This is a genomic window from Klebsiella sp. K-Nf6, assembly GCF_002806655.1.
Taxonomy (GTDB): domain Bacteria; phylum Pseudomonadota; class Gammaproteobacteria; order Enterobacterales; family Enterobacteriaceae; genus Klebsiella; species Klebsiella variicola.
On sequence record NZ_PIBN01000002.1, the window covers coordinates 91,583 to 110,319 of the forward strand.

18 protein-coding genes and 1 pseudogene are annotated in these 18,737 nt (G+C 50.7%); 4 read left to right on the forward strand and 15 right to left on the reverse strand.

The genetic code is table 11. The features are described from left to right. Positions 1-64: 64 nt before the first annotated feature. The 8 genes from CWM61_RS04735 to CWM61_RS04770 all read right to left on the reverse strand — a co-directional run bounded on the left by CWM61_RS04735 (position 65) and on the right by CWM61_RS04770 (position 8,312). A complete protein-coding gene (locus CWM61_RS04735; RefSeq protein ID WP_100630800.1) occupies positions 65-910 on the reverse strand; it encodes an HNH endonuclease in 846 nt (281 codons plus the stop codon). Continuing rightward, positions 910-2,454 carry an AAA family ATPase gene (locus CWM61_RS04740; RefSeq protein WP_100630801.1) on the reverse strand — a complete coding sequence of 515 codons (1,545 nt, stop codon included), beginning with the start codon at positions 2,452-2,454 and terminating at the stop codon, positions 910-912. The genes CWM61_RS04735 and CWM61_RS04740 overlap by 1 nt, the downstream gene beginning before the upstream one ends. 157 nt (positions 2,455-2,611) lie before the next feature. Next, positions 2,612-3,517, reverse strand: coding sequence for an SMEK domain-containing protein (locus CWM61_RS04745; RefSeq protein WP_100630802.1), 906 nt, complete (start codon positions 3,515-3,517; stop codon positions 2,612-2,614). A gap of 198 nt (positions 3,518-3,715) precedes the next feature. Continuing rightward, positions 3,716-5,698, reverse strand: coding sequence for a DUF3732 domain-containing protein (locus tag CWM61_RS04750; protein WP_100630803.1), 1,983 nt, complete (start codon positions 5,696-5,698; stop codon positions 3,716-3,718). Then, positions 5,698-6,192 carry a three component ABC system middle component gene (locus CWM61_RS04755; RefSeq protein WP_100630804.1) on the reverse strand — a complete coding sequence of 165 codons (495 nt, stop codon included), beginning with the start codon at positions 6,190-6,192 and terminating at the stop codon, positions 5,698-5,700. Before CWM61_RS04755 ends, CWM61_RS04750 begins: the two co-directional genes overlap by 1 nt. A gap of 1 nt (position 6,193) precedes the next feature. Beyond that, the gene (locus CWM61_RS04760; RefSeq protein ID WP_100630805.1) at positions 6,194-7,405 is read right to left on the reverse strand and encodes an ABC-three component system protein; all 1,212 of its coding nucleotides are present in this window, start codon (positions 7,403-7,405) and stop codon (positions 6,194-6,196) included. 316 nt (positions 7,406-7,721) lie between these two features. Continuing rightward, the gene (locus tag CWM61_RS04765; protein ID WP_074385360.1) at positions 7,722-8,054 is read right to left on the reverse strand and encodes a type II toxin-antitoxin system PemK/MazF family toxin; all 333 of its coding nucleotides are present in this window, start codon (positions 8,052-8,054) and stop codon (positions 7,722-7,724) included. Then, positions 8,055-8,312 carry an antitoxin gene (locus CWM61_RS04770; protein ID WP_100630806.1) on the reverse strand — a complete coding sequence of 86 codons (258 nt, stop codon included), beginning with the start codon at positions 8,310-8,312 and terminating at the stop codon, positions 8,055-8,057. Positions 8,313-8,840: 528 nt separating this feature from the next. Here CWM61_RS04770 and CWM61_RS04780 point away from each other — a divergent pair. Further along, a complete protein-coding gene (locus CWM61_RS04780; RefSeq protein ID WP_100630808.1) occupies positions 8,841-9,941 on the forward strand; it encodes a phosphotransferase in 1,101 nt (366 codons plus the stop codon). Here the strand turns inward: CWM61_RS04780 and CWM61_RS04785 are convergent. The 3 genes from CWM61_RS04785 to CWM61_RS04795 all read right to left on the reverse strand — a co-directional run bounded on the left by CWM61_RS04785 (position 9,938) and on the right by CWM61_RS04795 (position 12,705). Further along, positions 9,938-10,909, reverse strand: coding sequence for a sensor domain-containing diguanylate cyclase (locus CWM61_RS04785; RefSeq protein WP_061153976.1), 972 nt, complete (start codon positions 10,907-10,909; stop codon positions 9,938-9,940). The genes CWM61_RS04780 and CWM61_RS04785 overlap by 4 nt on opposite strands. A gap of 206 nt (positions 10,910-11,115) precedes the next feature. Continuing rightward, complete coding sequence (locus tag CWM61_RS04790) at positions 11,116-11,952, reverse strand: alpha/beta fold hydrolase (protein ID WP_064323654.1); 837 nt, start codon at positions 11,950-11,952, stop codon at positions 11,116-11,118. A 177-nt stretch (positions 11,953-12,129) separates the two neighbouring features. Then, positions 12,130-12,705 (reverse strand): hypothetical protein, encoded by a 576-nt coding sequence (locus tag CWM61_RS04795; RefSeq protein ID WP_100630809.1) that lies wholly within the window; start codon positions 12,703-12,705, stop codon positions 12,130-12,132. A 131-nt stretch (positions 12,706-12,836) separates the two neighbouring features. Here CWM61_RS04795 and CWM61_RS04800 point away from each other — a divergent pair, with 131 nt between their 5' ends. Beyond that, positions 12,837-13,751: a LysR substrate-binding domain-containing protein gene (locus CWM61_RS04800; RefSeq protein WP_100630810.1), complete on the forward strand. Its 915-nt coding sequence runs from the start codon at positions 12,837-12,839 to the stop codon at positions 13,749-13,751. A 5-nt stretch (positions 13,752-13,756) separates the two neighbouring features. On the opposite strand, the gene CWM61_RS04805 is transcribed toward CWM61_RS04800, so the two are convergent. Together CWM61_RS04805 and CWM61_RS04810 are read right to left on the reverse strand one after the other, a co-directional pair. Continuing rightward, positions 13,757-14,092, reverse strand: a complete 336-nt coding sequence (locus tag CWM61_RS04805; RefSeq protein WP_074385354.1) for a DUF1869 domain-containing protein — start codon at positions 14,090-14,092, stop codon at positions 13,757-13,759. Between the two features lie 6 nt (positions 14,093-14,098). After that, the gene (locus tag CWM61_RS04810; RefSeq protein WP_061153971.1) at positions 14,099-14,431 is read right to left on the reverse strand and encodes a DUF1971 domain-containing protein; all 333 of its coding nucleotides are present in this window, start codon (positions 14,429-14,431) and stop codon (positions 14,099-14,101) included. Positions 14,432-14,528: 97 nt separating this feature from the next. Here CWM61_RS04810 and CWM61_RS29655 point away from each other — a divergent pair. Continuing rightward, positions 14,529-14,657 (forward strand): annotated as a pseudogene (locus CWM61_RS29655) (hypothetical protein). Here CWM61_RS29655 and CWM61_RS04815 read toward each other — a convergent pair. Both CWM61_RS04815 and CWM61_RS04820 read right to left on the reverse strand, forming a co-directional pair. After that, complete coding sequence (locus CWM61_RS04815; RefSeq protein ID WP_012967625.1) at positions 14,654-16,564, reverse strand: putative bifunctional diguanylate cyclase/phosphodiesterase; 1,911 nt, start codon at positions 16,562-16,564, stop codon at positions 14,654-14,656. The pseudogene CWM61_RS29655 and the gene CWM61_RS04815 overlap by 4 nt on opposite strands. A gap of 10 nt (positions 16,565-16,574) precedes the next feature. Next, complete coding sequence (locus CWM61_RS04820) at positions 16,575-17,072, reverse strand: molybdopterin-dependent oxidoreductase (protein ID WP_061153970.1); 498 nt, start codon at positions 17,070-17,072, stop codon at positions 16,575-16,577. A 306-nt stretch (positions 17,073-17,378) separates the two neighbouring features. Here CWM61_RS04820 and shiA point away from each other — a divergent pair, with 306 nt between their 5' ends. Next, the gene (gene shiA / locus CWM61_RS04830) at positions 17,379-18,698 is read left to right on the forward strand and encodes a shikimate transporter (protein WP_100630811.1); all 1,320 of its coding nucleotides are present in this window, start codon (positions 17,379-17,381) and stop codon (positions 18,696-18,698) included. The last annotated feature ends 39 nt before the right edge of the window (positions 18,699-18,737 follow it).

The window sequence follows — 18,737 nt, forward strand, 5'->3', positions numbered from 1 at the left end:
CTTTACTTATAATTTATAAAAGTATTTGTGAGAAAAATTGAGCATTAAAAATAAATTAATTCCATTAGGTAACATTAAACCCACCATTGCAAAACCAATCCGATTCTTCTAATGCATAGTAAGTTGCAGTTTGCCATGAATTAAGTCGCGCATGCATGCAGCTTTCAGCTTTGTCTATGAGGTGGTCTCTCACGTTTTTTGCAGAATTTTCACCAACCGCAATTCTTTGCAGAGAATATCGTATGTTAGTAATTTCCACAGCAGCATGAGTTGCATAAAGCGCGGCTAATCCAAATGTTTTGAAGTGTGCTAAAATACGTTCAGATATAACGCCCTCCCAATGTGCTGGAGGCTCAATATAAAACTGGAGCGCAGGAGGTTGTGTTTCAATAACAGAAGCATAAAGCCATCTTTCATTATCTATATCATCAAAATATGGATGTAGAGTCTGTTTATTCGCTGCATCAGCTACATTGATAGATTTTCGTTTATTACAGTCTGCGCAAGCTGGTATCAAATTAATTGGGCTAACCCCATAAATCGGGAAACAAGAAATTGGTAGATAATGATCTAACTGGTAAACAGTTCCCTGCCCACAAAGGGGGCATATGTCATTTTCACATGCTTTTTTCAGCTGATCATATATAAAACGTGTTTTTTTACTTTTAACAAATGTATTATTATAAACACGTTCCATCTGTTTCCCTGTAAAATGCTCTCCAATATTTTCACTTGGCTTAATTAAATACAACTCTTCTGCAATTGCGTGCTCCCTATATTCCACTTCAGCATTGTCAACGTCACCTTCAATTAAACTAAGGTTTACTTTAAATGTCTCATTTCTTATGCTTGAGGAACATAGTCTTAATATATCAACTGCTATTATAGTTGGAATCGGTAGTTTCCTCATTACAATTCCCCATCTCTTTGTATTATTAATGCTTGGATAATAGCTTTAGCTTCCTCGCCTAGCTGTTTATCAAAATCACGAATAATTTGACGGTAACTTTTCCCATCATTAACCTCTTCGCGCAAAATTCTATGGAAGCCTGACTGGGTTACTTGTAATCCAAAAACTTCTCGCGTCAGTATCCCAATATTTTCACCAAATGTTTCAAGTAAAGGACGCTCAACAACTGTAATAGCATGGCTACGACGTAATTTCCATGCGCATGAGCGCGGTACTTCTTGTAAAACAACCGGCGAATGAGTTGCAATTATACCCACACCATTCCTACTAATCAGAAGGTCTGAAAGTGTTCTAACAAAAGATGAGAGTAGTGGAGGATGTAAATGCCCTTCGGGCTCATCAATCAATACAAGCGTACCTTCATCTACAAGATCAACTAATCGAGTAATGGTTAAAAGTACAATTGAATGTCCAGAACTGAGTTTCTTAAATAATTTTCTTGCTCGTACTCGCCATTGTGCTGGTGACTCTGCATCTTCTAGTAAAGATGTAACATTTGCTTCCGCAAAAAGATCATCTTCCTCCAGCGTTTTCATCGCTCTTATCCATCGTTGTGCTTTAACACCCGATTTACAGCGCTGCAGGCATTTCGCAAAATCGGAGCTTATCGAATTGACCTTTTTAGATGGGGATAATGATTCTGTCGAAATGATAGATGTTAAGCCAACTTGATGAAATATAAAATTGTCTTTTTCTGATGCTTTTAACTCAAAATCATCAAATGCACTAAATGAAACCAATATTAACCCTGAAAACGCAATTTCTCCTATTGCGCTACTATGATTCATTTCAATTAAACCTGGTGATGTATTTTCTTCTGTTTTTCTTCCTAGGATGGATAGAGCTATATTTTTCATAGCTCGTGTTTTTCCTACACCATTACGCCCGATCAAAACATGAACGTTAGTAGGTGGTTTGGATTCAGGTATGACCTCAAATAAAATTTTAGGCTGCTTATCTTCATTAAAATCAGGGAATGTATACGTGAAAGCATACTCTGTCAATTGAGCATCACCACGACTCAAACGATTTAATTTCCCTCTCACATTTTCTTTCCGAATATCCCGCAATAAAGATTCAACCATAACAGTTTCATTAATATATTTTTCAAATATTGTTAAATTCTCTGCACAATCGCGTAATCCTGAAAAAACTCTTGTGCGAAGTGACTCACTTAATTTATTTAGTGATTCATAATAGTCTTCGCTTTGTCCCAGCGAAAAGTAATCATCACTTAAAATATCAAAATGCTTATCAAGCATTGGACAGCGATGGTTATCTGATTTTTTTTGCGCTGGAAGAAGTCCTTTCTGCCCTATTTTTACTGAACCAATAGTATGCTTATCCCCATTTTCATCGATTACAATTAGGGTGAACATTGTTCTGTATTTTGCCCAGTCATCCCAATAATCGACTAAAAGATACGCTTTTAATGGATTATTATATGATACCTTTTCATTCTTTTCGATAACAGTAAAGAACATTAGATAAACCCTATAATTTATTGAAACCTAGGTAGAATAATCTATTTCTTGGATAAGAAAAAACATTCTCTCCTCTACAAAAATTATTATATAACCATCTAGATGACCTGCCCCTTTAGAGTTGGGCTTAGCTTATTGTTATATACGCCAACGAAAATCAATCTATTTCATGCATTCCAAATTGTATATCAATACCGTAGTCAACAGCTACATGCTGGGCTGCCATTATCATTTCCCGTTTCTGATTATCAATTTTCTTCATATCATGCTCGTCAAGGTAGACAAAACCATCCCGGCTTGCATGATTGATAATCGCAATTATGCTACCAATTTTGCTTATCACCTGCCTCAAAAAACTCGCGATATTCTGATCTTCAAATTCGTGGTGGGCCTTTGACTTCTGTCTACCATTAACAGTACCTTTTCCGATTAGCTCCGAGATTTCCTTGAGGCCTTTTGTCATAGATTCAATACTTCCTTCACAGGACATGTAGTGCCTGACCGCATTTCGACTCACATAACCTAATATGATTTTCAAACAGTCAATATCATCGTAGGGGTGGATAGAAGAATAGTCTACATGGCGACGTATAGAATCGATAACAACCTGTATCTTTTCTTCATCATCAAAGTCAATAAGCCTGTTAAGGAAAAAACCCGGATCCACAACCTTACAATAATTTGGAACTATCACACCCTTTGAGATCTTACAGAAACCAAAAATGTAAAGAACCGCGTAACTGTCCCTCAAGGATTTACCGTTTTTATCCTTTTTCTCGAAAGTCTCTATTGTTTTTTTTATCTTTACTGCATTAGCTACTGAGGTAACCTGGACAGCTATTCCGCCATTCTTGTTATCATCCGCAGCATCAATGGCTGGAAAGTTAACTCTTATCTGATTCTTACTTTTGAGATTGGCAATACCTAATGCTTTGAATAACTGGATAGAAATTGCCTCAAGTAGGCGTGACATGTCGTTAAAGCCCGCCTCCTTATCTCTCTCAACACGAAGTTGAAGAATAGCAATATCCTGATTTAAATTTTTTATCAACGATTCGATCAAAATAGCCTCTTAACTTAATTGGTTTCAACCTAAAGTTCAGCGGTATAGTGAAATGATATCCAACTGACTAAAGAAGATGAAAGAAACTACGTGGGCATCCTAAAAAACCTGCTCTATGAATAAACACCGACATATCATCATGGTTAAACCCTATGTTCGTATACACGAATGAAAGATTTCCAACTAGAAATTTTGCTACTAAATTTCACTGAACCATTTCATTGGGACTAATTTGGTACCATCACGCCATTCCGGCAAGCCAACAACTCCATCAATTTCCCCCCACACTACACTCGAAGCATGGTCTAGAACGATGAGTTGGAGATTTCCATTTTCCTGAAGCACGACACTACCCATCACTTCGAATGCTTTCCGGACAGCTTCCACGTCTTCATCCCGAACCTTAGGTTCTTCGTCTAATACAATGTCCTGATGCACCGTGGGTTTAGGAAAGTAAACTTGGCTAGGTTGATCAAGCACAAGAAATCCTGGTACAGGGCTGCTTCGTTGGCCCAGAAAGAATTGGTGAAGAGAGAGCAATACTGCCAAGTGATAAGAAAGCCAATTCGAACCACTTCCTATCTCTGAAAGATAGTCATCGCGCTCAGCCCCAAGGACTTTGATTGTTAGATCATTGATTTCTAAAGAAATCGGGTCGTGCGGATTCTCAACATCTAAAGAAGGGAGAAGCTTCCCAGCGTTTTTGTTGATCATTCGCAGAGCTTTATGCTTACGAGCCTCGATATCTTGTTCGCGGAGTTCCCCTTCCAATGTTTGTACGGTTTCCTTAAGCACCCGCACTTCATCGACAAGTTCGCTGTCGCTGCCCAATTTACGATGTAGATCCAATGATGATTCAATGTTGCCTATAAAACGCTCGGTACGCTTCGCAGAAAATTGCTGGTCATTAGCTTCCTTAGATCTACTCGTCAACGCTCTTTTGCGGATTTGTACGGATTTAAGTCGCTCGGTCACGCTATCAACCTCTGCAGTAACGCGCTGAAACTCTCGATCAAAGGCGGCAGGTACTTCTTTTTCCTTATCTGCGCCCGCAGCCAACTCTACTTCTTCAAGACGATGAGCTAGAACCCGTAGTTTTCGTTTGGCTGAATCATTGTGGCTACCACACATGGGACAATCCGATTCATCGTTTGCATGCGACACCAACCAACTCGATAGTTGAAGTCGACCCCTCTGCAATAATAATGCAGTCTGGTACTGCTGCACACCAGTTCGCATTCGGTTCATTTCTTCCAGTCGATGACGGAGCGTAGTAAGTTCGCGCGAAACAACTCGCTCTTCACTTTCCAAGTCATTCAGCTCACTTAGGGCATCTGAGATCGTTAATGTGCTAACCGCCAAAGTTAGGTCTGTTCGAGCGATTATTTCGTCAAGATGTTTGATCATTTGGTTTCGCGATATTTCATTCTCCAGCTTGGGGAGCAAACCAAGTTCCTGCGCCTCACTGTACTTAGACTTCAAGTCGGCAAGCCACCGTGCGGAGACATCTTCGGCATCCCTGAGTTCTCGCTCTTTGCGACGTAGAAGTTGACGGGCTCTGTTCAACTCGAACTGCTTAGCCATCAATGCTGATGTGACTGCACCAAGTATATAGGGGAAGATCTTCCTCAACTTTTCGCGGTGCTCGTAAGTGTTAGTCTTAAAAAATAAAACATCCGGATTGGCAACTACGTTCTGTGGTTGAAATGTGAAAGCAGCCAAATCTCGAAAAGCCGGACGCCCATCGAACCCCGAGACATCCTCCCCACCAGAAAAATCAAGATTAGACAGATTAGCTAGATCATCAAGTAGCCTTTTGACTGCTATAACGTTTGTATTTTTACTCAGACGGCTGGGAATCTTAGTTATATTCTTTGCTTCCAGCAGGAACATATCATTGGTGCTACGCTGAGACCCTGGCTCCTTTCGGGCCAAAAGTTTGTCACCTTGCTCGGTCGCCACAACGATGCCAAACCATTCACAGTATTTGCGAATGGTATTTACAGGAATAGAGCAAGTGCTTGCACCGAGACAGTAGTCTATGATTGGAATGACCGCAGATTTACCCGTACGCGAGGCGCCACTAATGACGTTGACCTTACCAAGTTCAAAACGCAACGTGCGAGGTTGGAATTTTTTGTTCCGCGGCCAAAGCACGATACCTCGAATTTGAAAATACATTAGAGCTTCACCCTCAATGTTGTCACGACCTCATGCACGGTGAGTTCACCGAACCAAGCGCCAAGTTTTTCTGCCAAATCCATAAGTTGCTTCACCTCATCGGATAGACACCTCGCCTTAGTCTGCGATAATGAAATCACTTCGCCGTTTTCTTCAAGTTTGATCAATTTTCCCGCAACCGCGAGCTCAATGGACTGCAAGCTGAGCTTACGCCAACGGATAGCACGCTCTTGAATTTGCAACAACAGGTCCTGTTTGGATACAGATGAATCCCCGAACTTTGCTGCAAACGCCCGTAAGCCAGAACTTTTAAAGGTACGTTTCACAAATTCAGAGGTTGCTTGATGAAGAATAATAGGAAGCACTAGAAATAGAAGAGGTAGAGGGGGTGAAGCACTTATGCGATTTGTCTCGACATATCCACAACAAAAACGCCAAACGATCGCAGCGCCCAGTGCCGGATTCTGAACATTTTGAACTTCTCTTGCCAACATATTACGCCACCTTCTTGCCCTTTAAATGAGTTTCGTAGTTAGGGTGCCAGCCTATAACCAACTCATCGGCGAGCATGTGAAAGCAACCAGGAATAAAGTGCCCTGGTGTAGACATTGCCTGAATTGGAGCAGCGAACTGCATGCAGTCTGAATAAAGAAATTGTCCTTGCTCTTGATCGGATCTTTCTCTGTAATTCAACCTACAAACCCGCTGTTTATTCTTCCATGAACGCTTAAGGACATCGTTTAGATCTTCAAAAGAGCTCTCATCAACTTCTCCCCGGACAGCCCAATCTGTCCGATCGAAGGAAGCCATTAAGTAATCGCTAACAGCTCCGAGCTTCTCTTCGTATGGCAGACCAATGATATCTAGTTGTCGAATGAAATTATCAGGAAGATATTCCCGTGATATTTCCTCTGAGGGATGATGTGCACGACTCGATAGAACCGTTTGTCGATCAATTTTTTGTACGAACGATGTGTACCAGACATGGAAGTCATTGCGTGCAATGACAGCAGGCTTTCCCGCCTCTAGCAGCATATCGATGTGGCGCTTCACCTGACCGCAAAGATGGTTGGTGATATCGCCAACCTTAGATGGGGATACGGGATGACTTCGAACTAGCGCCTCAAGATCTGCCTGAGGACTGCCGCTGCCCTGAGTCAGTTGAAAATTGCAAATAAGTCGTTCTAAAAGCGCCGGGTCGGCTGTAAACACCTTTTCGACGTATGGAGCAATTTCTGCGGAGACTCCTTTCTTCATATCGTAATGTGGAGTACTCCCCCATAACAAAGTGCGAGCTTGTGCGATGGCTAATCTAGCGCTTTCAGTAGTATTTGCCTTTGCGAAACTTTCAACGATCGGCCCTACAACTTTGCGAGAAACATAAAGCTCGAAAATAGCTTTGTCTACTTCAAACCCTGGTGATGCTGCAAGCTCAATCCAATTTGAAAGAGTTTTCCATAGTGATTTTGCTCGGTCAGCCACAGGATTAGCTGTAAGTGCGCTTTTACTCTGAACCAGTATAACGCCGCCAGCGCCATCCTCTTGGGCTACATCGTCAAGAAGCTCCAAACTGCACAAACTTCCCTCGGGTGCTTGAAGCAACAAATGAGTAAGTCGTGTAAATTGAAGGCTGTATCCTAACGCCTGACCCGGAACTTCGGTTCTACGCTTGGCTCGAGATTGACCTTTCGTTCTTGAAGTCGTCATCCTGTTTCCTCCAAATAGATACCAATTCACACATTTTGCTACACTTTACAAGAGGCGAATAGAAAAAAAGCGAGGTAATACCCAGTAGCCCACGTTTAATTCCCTGACATTTCAGTGCGCTCTCTGAAACCATAGTCACATTGCTACTGAATTACGGCTTTCACGGAAGGGGGTCATTATGGTGGTCTTGACAGAAAGGGAATTCAGGTTTAGCTTACTTATTAGCCAGTTAATGGCAAAGGCGATCCCAGTCAGAGGAGCCACATTTAAAAAGCCTGCTTTCGAGCAGGCTTTTTGCTTTTTTGCGTCGCTGACGTTAACTGAGAATCGCATCCAGCCTGGCAAGCACCTCATTGATAACGGCGTCAGGTATGCGTTCCAGACGCTTGCCGTTCCGGGCCGCCATATCGATAGTTCTGGGCTGGTCGCAGCGAATAACACCTGTTGTTTTGGTCCCCGCTTCTTCCAGTGAAACCGTGAAACCTGCTGTACGTGCAAAGTGTCCGCCGCTGGTGACGGGAACCACGACCGGTAGTCGGGTCAGCTTGTTAAACGATGCCTTCGATACAATGAGTACCGGACGTTTTCCACTTTGCTCGTGGCCAGCAATCGGATCCAGTGAAACAAGCCAGATTTCCCCTCTGTCCATTTACATGATCTCCTTGCCCACCGCAGGCGCATCAATCCATTCCCGATCCTCTTCGCTCATTTCGGCGTGCGGATCACACTGCGCCAACAGTTCCTCAAGCGAATAATGGGGCCGTTTCTGCGGTTCAATAATCAGGCAGCCATTATCTATAGTCATACCCACTTCGCTGTCTGTCGACAGCTCCAGCGCTTTCAGCACGGCGGGAGGAACCGCCAGCATGATGGATCCGCCAACCCTTTTCAGGCGAGTTTTGTACATAGAGGACCTCCGAATATTATATTTTAATATAACATTCAGGGTGGATTGTGCACAATTACTCATCAGATTCATGGTGGTTTCCTTAGCGTAATAAACCGTCATCCATCGAAGGACAGATCCCAGTTTTCAGCGGTGTGATGACCTGTAAAACGGCAACCATCCTGATACATCGGATACTTCTCGCAGGTCAGGAAGCATTGTGTGCAGGCGAGAACTGATTTCGTCGTAAGAAGACCGATGATAGAAAACGTTTTTTGTGGTTCAAAAGATTATGGCGAATCAGATAAACAAAATGCGGCGCAGCTTCCGTATCCGGGTTGCGCCGGAGGGATATCAGCGGTAGCGCGAAGGCCAGATTTGCTCAGGTGCAACGCCCTTCCCTGCCGCCTTCCTACGCCCCGAGTATCCTCCGTGAACGCCTCCCAGCTCAGCCTGAAAAAGCCCCCGCCAGTAGGATGAATTCACTGCCGCTTGCGGGTGAGATAGCGTGGATTATCCACGCTGTCTAACGTTACACCCGGAGGCATCATGAACCTCAGACAACAGCAACAGCAGGCGTTCGATCGCAGCGGAGAACCCCTTATCGTCGGCAACGTCAGCCACTGCCCGCTGCCACCCGAAACCCTCGCCGCGCTGGGCCCCGATTCACCCTATGTAGTGCAGGTATACGGCTCGGGACTGACCGGCGAGGTTTACCGGCTGCGCATCGCCGGCAAGGAGTACAATTTAAAAAAACGACGCGCCGTCGCCGGCGTCGCCAACCTCAACGGCCAGCTGTCGTTTTTAAATGAAGTGCAGCGCCGGCAGGCGTTGCAGCGGCTGAAGGATAACCCGGTCACCGCCCCGCGCTTCACCCACATCGTTCCGACGCTGTATGCCGATTATCGCCTCGGCATCCTGCTCTCGCCGTGGATCGATGGCGAGCTGATCCACCAGTTGACCCCGCCGCTGATCGCCCAGCTATTTACGACCCTGGAAGCCTGTGAGGAACAGGAGCTGATGGAGTGGGATCTCTGTCGTGGAAATCTGCTGGTGGACCGTCAGGAGCAGCTGTGGCTGTTCGATTTTGGCTATATGTATCCCTTCGATCCGCTCAGGGAATTCAACAGCAACGGTCTGGCCGATCCGCTGTTTCACTTTGTCGAGCGCTTTGAGACCCGCTTCTTTTTTAGCTGGCTGATGACCCAGGTTCCCGGCGCGGAGCAGCAGCTGGCGCACTATCGCGATCTGAAGCGGCTGGCGGTCGAAAGCTACCGGCGTAAGCTCGCCTGGCTCCGCGCCCGACAGGCCGCCCCGCAGGTGCAGGCCCATTTTCAGCAGATAACGGCGCGCTGGGTGTCGGCGCTGGCGGACCCAGCCGCGCTGAGCCGGTTATTTGCCGTGGAGGCTTTCCGCTCCCACGTGCTGGATATCGAAGACGATCTGCATGGCCAGTCGTGTACCTTACTCACCCTGCAACGTATCGACTGGGTGATAGGCCAGCTGGAACAGCATTATCGCTTTATCGCCGACGAAGGCGGTCTGTTTTACGATAACGAAGGCAAATCACAGCAGGCGCTGCTCAGCAGCTATGCGCAGAAGCGGCAGCAGGCGCAGCGGTACCTGCAGAACACCTCCACGCCAGGTTAGCGACGCTCGCGACCCTGCTTCTGCTTCGCCTGGTACATCAGCCGGTCAGCGGTGGCCACCAGCGCGTTGAGACTGGGGTGGCTGGCGGGATCGTACTCGACGCAGCCCCAGGAGAACGCCAGCTGCCAGGGGTTGGCCGCCTGCTGATTGAAACGGGCCACGTTGTGACTGAGCGTCTCCATCGCTGTCGCGGCGTCGTGGCGGCTGGTATTGGCGAACAGAATGATAAATTCGTCCCCACCCTGCCTGGCGAGGATATCGGACTCACGGAAGGCCGCTTTCATCAAATCGGCGATGGCGATCAGCGCGCGGTCGCCCTCTTCATGTCCCCAGGTATCGTTGATGTGCTTGAAGCGGTCGAGGTCGACAAAGGCAAGGCTTACCGGCTCATGGCGGCGCTGGGCCGTCAGCAGGGCATACTCGGCCAGGGTGAGGAATCCCCGGCGATTAAACAGTCCCGTCAGCTCATCCGAGGTTGCCGCATCCAGCACCTTGAACTCATCCTCCACGATCGCCGCCAGATCGCTTAAGATCTGCATTTCATGGGCGGAAAATGAACGCGGCTGGTGATCCATCAGACAGAACGATCCGACGGTCGCGCCATCCGGCAGTTGCACCGGATACCCGGCGTAAAAGCGGATAAACGGCGCCGCAATGACCAGCGGGTTATCGTGAAAGCGCTCGTCCTGCTGCATGTCGTTGACGATAAGCGGGTCGGTTTGCAGGATGGTATGGGCGCAAAATGAAATATCTCTCGGCACCGTGTCCACATCGAGACCGGCACAGGACTTAATATGCAGGAGATCTTCCCCCACCAGACTGATGGACGCCACCGGCAGGTTATACAGCGAACGGGCAAGCCTGGTCAGGCGATCGAAGCGTTCTTCTTTTCCGCTATTCAACAGCCCGGAAGAGCGTAGCGATTGTAGGCGACGCTGCTCGTCGGGATGAAGTCCGGCTAATTTCATTGTCTCTCTCTTGTCTCTTGCGCAGAATTCCGCCGGGTTTCTACAGAGAAACCCGGCGTTTTATCCTGCCAGGGGGAAAATAGTCGTCAGGTATCCCATGAGTTAAGCAGATTTCCCCTGCTCGTCAACCAGCGTGCCCCGGCGACTGGCGGCCAGGGCGCTGGCGGAATGCCATTAACGGCATTCTGCCCGGCAAAGGGGGAAGATCAGGCGCGGATAAACGCCAGCAGATCGGCGTTGATGGTATCGGCGTGGGTGGTGTGCATCCCGTGCGGGAAGCCAGGATAAATGATCAGCTGGCTGTTTGGCAGCAGCTTGTCCTGCAGGATGGCCGCATTTTTATAGGGAACCACCTGGTCGTCATCCCCCTGCAACACCAGCACCGGCAAGGTGATCGACTTAAGGTCTTCCGTCTGGTCGGTCTCTGAAAACGCCTTGATGCCTTCATAATGGGCCTTGGCGCTGCCGATCATTCCCTGTCGCCACCAGTTCTGGATCGTCCCCTGCGACACTTCTGCCCCGTCACGATTGAAGCCATAGAACGGGCCAGAGGCGACGTCGAGATAGAACTGGGCGCGGTTCGCCGCCAGCGCTTTGCGGAAACCGTCAAACACCTCGATCGGCGTACCGCCCGGATTCTGCTCGGTTTTCACCATCAGCGGCGGGACGGCGCTGATCAATACCGCTTTCGCCACCCGGCCCTGCGGCTGGCCGTAGCGGGCGACGTAGCGGGCGACCTGGCCGCCGCCGGTAGAGTGCCCGACGTGGACCGCATTGTGCAGATCCAGATGTTCCACTACCGCCGAAACGTCCGCCGCGTAATGGTCCATATCGTGCCCCTCGCTAACCTGATCGGAGCGGCCATGACCCCGACGGTCGATAGCGATGACCCGGAAACCTTCGGCAAGGAAAAACAACATCTGGTTATCCCAGTCGTCGGCGCTCAGGGGCCAGCCGTGATGAAAGACAATCGGCTGAGCTTCCTTTGGACCCCAGTCTTTGAAGTAAATGTTGACGCCGTCTTGGGTGGTGACAAATGCCATATTACAGACTCCTCTTTCAGGATAACCAGCCTGCAGGCCCGAGCCTGGGCTGAATGCCGACGGCGGCCGGCAGGAGTGCCGACCGCACAGGAATGTGATGCCTGTAACAGTGTAGAAGAAATTTGTCACCACGCCGGGTGAGTTACCCCGTCTCGTTTCATTTGCCGCCGGACTCCGTTACGCCGCACTCTCCTGCTGCCTGATACGCACGATCAGCGCGCCGAGCAGCGACAGGTCCAGCAGCACGGCGAAGGCGAAGCACACGCCGCTGCGCCCGGCCCCGGCAGTGTGTTGGGCCAACAGCGTCGCCACGATGACCACGACCACGCTCAGCACCGTTGCGCCATCGACTCTGGGCCCACACTGCGCCGACCGTCCCGCCGCAATCCACCAGGCGACAGCCGCCCCCGCCCCGCCGCACGCCACGCCCGGCAGCATGGCGGGCCAGTCCTGCCCGCCATACCAGGCCACCAGCGCCAGCAGCCAGCCGGCCGCCGACAGCAGAAAGGCCCAGCGCGTCGCCGCCAGGGGCGAGCGATAAAGCCAGGAATGCCCACGTGTGGATCCCCACCCGGCGCCGAAGGCGGCGATTAGCGCCGTCAGCAGACTCAGCATGCCGGTCACGCCGATAACGGGAACCATGTTTAACAGCAAGACTCCGGCGGCAAAAGCCACGCTCAGGGCGATGGCGCGGCCACGCGGCTCGATCATCCCCGCCGCGTCCGCGGCGGTGTAGCGGCTTACAACGTGCATAGTTGACTCCTGACAGGTGAAGCAGCATGAATTTAATTCATGTTGTTGTCTTTACATGCTCGTAGCCTATCGCCACTATATTGCCTTACACAAACGCATAGTTTTCAGCCATAGATGAGAAAAACTCAGCCATGAGAACACCCCGTCTACCGCCGCTGGGGGCGCTGCGCGCCTTTCATGCCGTCGCCCGCCACCGCAGTTTTAAACAGGCCGCCGAGTCGCTCGGCGTCAGCGCGACGGCGGTCAGCCATCAGATTAAACTGCTGGAGTCGGTGCTGGCGTGCCGGGTGTGCGAACGCAGCGCGCAGGGCGTTAGCCTGACTGCCGATGGCGAGATCCTCTACGCCGCCACGCAGCGCGCCTTTAGCGCCCTGGAGCAAGCCGTCGTCCAGATCGCTCATGCCCGTCAGCCGCCATCCTTAACTGTCACCACCACCTCCAATTTTCTCACCCACTGGCTGGTGCCACGGCTGGCGGACTTTACCGCTCGCTTTCCGGCTATCGACCTGCGTCTGCACACCAGCGTCGAACGGGTGGATCTGCAACTGGGTACCGTGGACGCCGCGATTCGCTATCGTGAAACGCCGGAGCCGGACCTGTGCTGCACGCTGCTGTATGAAGATCGTTTTATCGTGGTCGCCAGCCCGTCGCTGGGCCTCGCCCGGCATGAAGATCTGCAGCGGGTGACGTTGTTTCACGTCGCCAACCGCCGCGTGCCGGCCGACTCGCCAAACTGGGAGAACTGGCGCCGCCGCTATGGGCCGTCGACGCTGAATATTGATGCGGGGTTAACCTTTAGCGATGAGACCCATGCCCTGCAGGCGGCGGTGGCCGGCCAGGGGGTGGTGATCGCCAGCGAACTGCTGGCGCGGGATCTGCTGCAGCGCGGGGTGTTGTCCGCGCCGTTTAGCTGTGCATTACCGGGCGCCTGCTACTACCTGGTCACCACCGAGGCAGCGGCGCAGCGCGCGGATATTATCGCTCTGCGGGAGTGGCTGGTCGGCCAGATGGTATTAGGTGACGGTCGCCATCCGGAGGAAGAGTAGCGGGCTTACCAGCCGCAAACGTTGGTCTCTTCATCGGACTCGTAGCCGCGAACGATATTGATCAGATCCTTCACCGCATCAGCGGCGGTGAGCGGGTCGCGCAGCGCCGCCAGCGAGGAAAAGGTTTTATCAACCGAGACGCCGTTATTATTATTGGTGACGGTTAACACCCACTCCCCTTCTTCGTTACCACCCGGCAGATCATTCAGTAGACTATTTACCGCCTCCACCGCGTGCTGCGGAATATAAAGCGCCATCGGTTTGAGATATATTTTTTCACGTTTTTCGTGAAGCTGGCCGTTCTCTACCGCCAAGGCATAGCCTTTATTTTCACTGTTCATCTCTGGTTATCCCTCGATGAGAATTTTCGGATCAACGTAAAAGTCGACATTAAAAACCGTGTCCTCGCTGAGCGCCTCAATACAGTGCCATTTCTCCGGCGGAAAAACGCCAAACTGCCCGGCTTCAATGGTCAGGGTTTCAACAGGATCAGGGCTGGTTTCATCGGCATAGCCGAGATAGCGGATCGCCCCCTGCATCACCGAGAGACGAGGATAGACGCCCTGCCGGGTGCCAGCATCCAGATGGCGACGCCAGATAGAGGCCGGGGCGGTCTCTTTGGTCCACAGCGGCGTGCTGCGGGTGTGAACGTAATGGGTGGGAATAATGATTCGCTGCATGATTGTGCCTCACTTTACCGTCTCAAATCCGACGGTCAGAAATAGCCTATATGATGCATATCATATACCCCTTTTAAACGCTAAGGATATTATTTTATTGCTGATTTTACCGTCTACTCCTTTTTATACCTCTCAGGGATTAGCGACGCGGTAAAATAAAAAAGGCGATTTCAGGATCCTGAAATCGCCCGGGAGAATAAAAATAAACGCGTTAAAAATTTGTTAGCGCAGCGGACTCGGCTTGCCGATTAAATACCCCTGGACCAGGTCGCACCCCAGCGCCTGCAGCGAGGTCAACTGCTCTTCGGTTTCCACGCCTTCCGCCACAATACGCATATGCAGACTCTTTCCCATACTGATAATCAGGCGAACGATATCCAAATCGTCTTTTTGCTCCGGAATATTGATAACAAACGAGCGGTCAATTTTGATTTTATCGAACGGGAAGTAGCTTAAACGCGACAGAGAAGAATAGCCGGTACCAAAGTCATCAATGGAAATCTGAATGCCCTGCTCGCGCAGCTGGCTGAGAATTTCCAGCGAACGGGTATTCTCATTGAACACGTCCGACTCGGTGATCTCCAGATCCAGGCGTCGCGGATCGAGGCCGGTCTGCTGCAGCACGCCGATAATGGTATCGGTCAACGACGTGTTCATCAGTTGAATCGGCGAAACGTTGACCGAGACTTTTAGCGGCGTCGCCCAACTGGCCGCTTCGGCGCAGGCGGTTTTCAGCACCCACTCGCCGAGGGTATTGATCAGGCCGATTTTCTCCGCGACGGGAATAAACACCGTCGGCGGCACAGCGCCGCGCACGGGATGGAACCAGCGAACCAGCGCTTCATAGCCGTAGATTTCACGCGTGACGGTGTCGGCGATCGGCTGGTAGTAGACTTTAAATTCGTCATGGGCCAGCGCCTGCAGCAGGTCATCTTCGAACGATTTATTCTCCTGCAGGCGCTGCAGCATGCCCGGCCGGAAAATTTGCACATGACCGCTACCCTCTTTTTTTGCCTCGTACAGCGCAAGGTCGGCACACTTGTACAGATAATCGGTCCGGCTTTCGCCGTCAGAGATAACGATCCCGATGCAGGCGTCGATATTAATCTGCGCATCGTAGATCTGATAGGGCTGGCTGATCTTCTCCCGGATAACATTGGCGCGCTCGAGAGCCATCTCTTCTGTCAGATCGTAAGAGAGCATCGCGAACTCATCGCCGCCAAGGCGATACAGCGTCTCGGAGGTTTTGCGGAAAAAAGAGAGACGGCTGGCCAGATCCTGCAGCAGCTTATCGCCAGCATCATGGCCGAGGGTATCGTTCACATCCTTAAAGCTGTCGAGGTCGAACAGCATCACCACCGCGCAACCCTGATAGGGACGCACCTGGTTGACAATCTCCTGCAGCCGCTGCCAGAAAGAGAGACGATTCGGCATACCGGTCAGCGAATCATGGTAGGCATCGTACTGCAGTCGGCGGTTCTGCACCTGCAGCTTCTCTTTCGAGGCCTGCAGATCGTTGGCCAGCGTCTTCATGCGCACATGGGCGCGACGCAGGTTATTATTCTGCCGGAGCATCAGCAGACCGAGAGTAATACACATGGCGATCAGCAGAATGGAGATCACCGAATAGATATAATAAAGATGCTGGATTTTATCATGCGTGATATTAACAATATTAATATCTTGCGTCAGGGTGGCGGCGGCCATTGAGGTCAGGGGGCCATCCAGTTCACTCAACACCGGCAGGATCTGTTTGACCTGCTCCGGCGTCATGGTATCAACTTGTTTATCAAGCAGATGAAGATTACGAATCAGCGTCGCGACCACCGTCTTCCGCTGTTCGCTTTTATTAATAAATTTACCCAGATCGCCCTGCTGCAGGAGTTCGATCTGGCTCATCATGATCTCCAGGCGCAGGCGCACCTCATCGTGGTCCGCCCCTTCGGCCCCGATCGCCATTCCCGCCAGACGAGACTCCAGTCGCATATATTCCGACACCATCTGCGACATTGACCACGAGTCTGTATAGCGGGTAAATTTTTGCAACTCACTCTGTCGCTCATGCACCAGATAAGTAATATATCCGGTAACAATAAATAACGACAAAATAATAGCCGTGAGTATTCGATTCAAGATCCAACCCTTACTCTATAATAATCTTAGAAACTTGCCAGGCCGATCGGGAATAATAGATCTGGTTTTGTAATTCAGCGCTGCTGTCGTAAGGGTAGACGATAAATAATGGACCTTTATCGCGAACACGCATATATTCGCCGTTCATTTTTAACGCCATAATGACCGGGAATTTATAAAAATCATCAATCGGAATAATGGTGGTGTAGTCGTTAAGCGCCAACACGCGGGCGGATTTGCCCTTAGCACCGACTAAATCCATGAGTTTATTAAGGGGAATGCCCTCAAAACGAACCTTACCGGTGTACCAGGGTGTGGTGGTTTCCACCGTCTTCATCCCCAGTTTTTCCAGCGCCGCGAGGTCAAAAACGGCCTTGTCACCGACGTTCGTATTCCCGATTTTTCCGGAAATGGTCAGTACAGGTTTTCCTGTCGGCGCAGGCAGTTTTTCAGCATAAGCAGAAGGCAACATGACAGAACAAAATAACACTGCAAGAAGTAGACGCATTTAACTCACCATTCCAGAGAAGGAGACATGTTAAGTGTAAACCATTTACGTCAATTCTTAAAAGGTGTCCCTCTTTGTTATCCGTTGATTTAATTAAAAGTATAAGCTGGCTGGCAAATTGCCAGAATGTTTAGTACAGGGTGTGATTTAGCCCGCCTTTCTCGTCGCTTCTTTTTTGCACCATCTCCCCGCTTAGCAGGCAAACTACTTTCCTCCAGGGCCGCTGCGCGGTAGTCTCAGAGCAGACGCAATAGTAAAAGCGTCTCATTCCAATAACGACAAATTACGTGACTGACAGGACAGGGTATGGATTCAACAATAAGCGTGCAGCCCGTCGAGGCGCCAGATTCATTGCTTCGCGCCCGGCGGGCGGCATGGGGCAGTTTTGCCGGCGCGGTGGTCGACTGGTACGATTTTCTTCTCTACGGCATTACCGCCGCGCTGGTGTTCAACCGCGAATTTTTCCCGCAGATCGGCCCGGCGATGGGGACACTTGCCGCCTTTGCCACTTTCGGTGTCGGGTTTCTTTTTCGCCCGCTCGGCGGGATTATCTTTGGCCACTTTGGCGACCGCCTCGGGCGCAAACGGATGCTGATGATGACCGTCTGGATGATGGGTATCGCCACCGCCTGCATCGGCCTGCTCCCCTCGTTCAGCCAGATCGGCTGGTGGGCGCCGGCGCTGCTGGTGTTCCTGCGGGCGGTTCAGGGGTTTGCCGTCGGCGGGGAATGGGGCGGCGCGGCACTGCTTTCGGTGGAGAACGCCCCGAAGGGAAAAAAAGCCTTTTACAGCAGTGGGGTGCAGGTGGGCTACGGCGTCGGCCTGCTGCTCTCGACCGGGCTGGTCTCGCTGATCAGCAGCCTGACCACTGACGAGCAGTTCCTCAGCTGGGGCTGGCGCTTACCGTTCCTGTTCAGCGTGGTGCTGGTCCTTATTGCGCTATGGATCCGTAACGGCATGGCGGAATCGCAGGAATTTGAAGCACAGCAGAGCCAGGCCAACCTTCAGCCAGAGAAGAAGCGATTACCGGTGGTGGAAGCGCTGCTCCGCCATCCGGGGGCGTTTTTATTGATTATTGCGCTGCGGCTGTGCGAGCTGCTGACGATGTATATCGTCACCGCCTTCGCCCTCAGTTACTCCACGCAAAACCTCGGTCTGCCGCGCGAACTGTTTCTCAACATCGGCCTGCTGGTGGGCGGGCTTAGCTGCCTGACTATCCCCTGCTTCGCCTGGCTGGCTGACCGCTATGGCCGTCGGCGGATCTATATCACCGGGGCGCTGATCGGTACCCTGAGCGGGTTTCCTTTCTTTATGGCGATGGAGAGTCAGTCCGTCTTCTGGATCCTGTTCTTCGCCCTGATGCTGGCCAATATCGCCCATGATATGGTGGTCTGCGTCCAGCAGCCGATGTTTACCGAGCTGTTCGGCGCCAGCTATCGCTATAGCGGCGCCGGCGTCGGCTACCAGGTGGCGAGCGTGGTCGGCGGCGGCTTTACGCCGTTTATCGCCGCGGCGCTGGTCACCTTCTCCGGCGGTTCATGGCACAGCGTGGCCCTCTATCTGACCGCGGGATGCCTGCTGTCGGCGCTCACCGCCCTGCTGATGAAAAAACAGACCGTCCACTGACCCACCTGCGGGGGGCGTGACCCGCGCCCTCCGGTAAGG